Annotated in this window: 1 protein-coding gene and 1 pseudogene; both read left to right on the top strand. The window is 62.8% G+C overall.

The window, feature by feature from the left end; translation table 11 throughout:
• Positions 1-338: 338 nt before the first annotated feature.
• Positions 339-1,370 carry an ATP-binding protein gene (locus tag VMR39_RS20300; protein ID WP_325418451.1) on the top strand — a complete coding sequence of 344 codons (1,032 nt, stop codon included), beginning with the start codon at positions 339-341 and terminating at the stop codon, positions 1,368-1,370.
• Positions 1,321-2,485, top strand: a pseudogene (locus VMR39_RS20295) (hypothetical protein); the annotation flags it as partial. The gene VMR39_RS20300 and the pseudogene VMR39_RS20295, both read left to right, overlap by 50 nt.

Here is a 2,485-nt window from a genome sequence, read left to right as displayed (position 1 = left end):
CGCCCGCATCCACCGCTCTACTTCGGTGGCTCTTCACCCGCCGGCATTCGGCGGGATCGAAATCTGATAATCCGATGATACCTTCCTACTGACCACGATGGGTGGAAGAGAAGCGCTTCAGCGCCGGCCGAGCCATTGTCGCGGTGAACCATCCAATTTCTGTTGCGATTTAGGATTTCGCGGCGCCACACTATCGCCTAAAGCGCGCTGATTCGACTCAGCCCGTTTTTGACTCCGTTAGCCGCGCCCACAATGGAAGGCGTTATGCAGCGGCAGAAATGAACGCTAGCATGGAGAACCGGGCATGAGCGTGAGAACCGCGGTTATTCAAGGCTGATATGGCGCGTAGCGACCTCCTCGTTTCTCTGGTGCGCGCCGGCGCTGCAGGCGATCGGGAAGCCTTGCGCTCAACAACCGAAGCGCTGGTCGCCGACGAGCGCGCCAAAAAGCACTATATCGTCGCCGACCGTCTTCAACGCGCACTTTCCGCAGTTCCGGTCACCCCTCCGGCGCTGACGGCCAGTTCCCCACATCTCAATCCCTCGAACGGGCGCGAGGCGATCCTCGAAGTCACCGCCCGCCTCCGGATCGACGATTTGATCCTGTCGCTTCCGGTCAAGGAGAGCGGGCGCCAGCTCATCGAGGAGCACCGGCGCGCGGATGTTCTGCGCGCGAGCGGTTACGAACCGCGGCACCGTGTGCTCCTCTCCGGGCCTCCGGGCAATGGGAAGACCTCTTTCGCCGAAGCCCTCGCCGAGAGCCTCGGCCTGCCCTTCTACGTTGTGCGATATGACGCGCTGATCGGAAGCTACCTGGGCGAAACGAACGCGCGCCTGCGCAAGCTTTTCGATTATGTCCGCACGACGCCAAGCGTCCTGTTCTTCGACGAGTTCGATGCGATCGGAAAGGAGCGCGGCGACACGCACGAAACAGGCGAGATCAAGCGCGTCGTCTCGTTCCTGCTCATGCAACTCGACCAGTTGCCGAGCTACGTCATCGTCGTTGCCGCGACCAATCACGGTGAACTTCTCGATCGCGCCGTCTGGCGTCGATTCCAGATGCGCCTGAGCATGCCCGCTCCGCAACGCAAGGACGTGACCGTATTTCTCGATCGCATCTTGTCTGATTGGCCCGATGCTCCCAAGATGTCGGCAGCGCGTATTTCAGCAAAACTCGGCACGGTGAGCTATGCCGAGGCTTTGGACTTCTGCCAGAACGTCAGAAGGCGCCAGGTTTTGGGATTGGGGGAGCTTTCCGTCGATGATGCATTGCGCGCCGAACTCGAGCTTTGGACCTCGCGGGTAACTCCGGAAGCAATCAGTGCCGAGCGATCCGACCAAGCCTCTTCTAAGGCTACCCGTCCCAGCTGATCAACCGCGCGCCCTCGGGCGCCCCATGATGCCCCCAAGGCCGGACGCGTTTGCGCGCGATCGCCAAACGGCAGCCTTTGGCCCCAAATTCAGCAGACTTGCCGATATTCTCGCACGAGGCGCCGATGCGCTCGAACTGCGGGCAGACGCTGCCGGCCTGGCGCCTGAGCGCCTCCTGGTCTTCGAAGTGCGCGGCTCGATCGCCGCCTTTGCGAATGCGGTTCAGAATGTCTCGGGCCTCGAACTGGTGGATGAAGAGGAGCTGGAAGGCGATGAGGAGGACAAGCAACCCTTCGCCTATCTGCTCGTCCCGGACATGGTAGCGCTGCGCAACCTTCTTGGCCTATGGCAGCGGTGGCAGACAGGCCGCTTGATCCGCGGCGAAACGCCATGGGCGAATGTCTTCGAACTGCTCAAGGATCTGCGGCCATGGGGGCCCCTGGATCGCGTGCACGCAAGCGATGCGACGTTTCTTGCCTCCCTCCTCGACGGATTGGACGATGATGAGCTCGTGCGCCTCGAGGTCGAGCTGGTCTATCGCGCTCAGGATCGGATCGCAGAGGAACAGGAGGCCAATGTCCGGGCCGCGATCATTGCGCGTGCCGGCCGTATCGTCTCGCGAGTCCGCATCGCGGATATCGGCTATCACGCGCTGCTGGCTGACATTCCCGCCTGGGCCGTCCGCGAAATCGTCGAGCGACGCGCCGAAGGCGTGGCCGGGCTCGAGCCGATCCAGCACATCCGGCCACAAAGCGCCTCGACCTCGATCGAACTGGGCGACGTCGCTGAGGATGCCGCGACCGCGCTCCCGCAGCCCGAGCTGGGCGAACCAATCCTCGCGTTGCTAGACGGAGTACCGGTCGCGGGGCACCGCCTGCTCAGCCGGCACATCGATCTCGACGACCCCTTCGATCTCGAACCTTCAGCACTCGTGGCCAATCGCTTTCACGGCACGGCCATGGCATCGCTCATCGTCCACGGCGATCGCAACGGCACGGGCCAGCCCCTGCCCCGCCGGATCCATGTCATGCCCGTCATGGGTAACTATGACGAATTCCCGCGCGACAGACTGGTCGTGGATCTCGTCTACCTCGCTATCGTCCGGTTGCGGGAGC

Source organism: Sphingobium sp. (genome assembly GCF_035511395.1).
Classification (GTDB): domain Bacteria; phylum Pseudomonadota; class Alphaproteobacteria; order Sphingomonadales; family Sphingomonadaceae; genus Sphingobium.
Note: the sequence above shows the minus strand (reverse complement) of the source record. Positions and strands in the feature narration are given on the sequence as shown.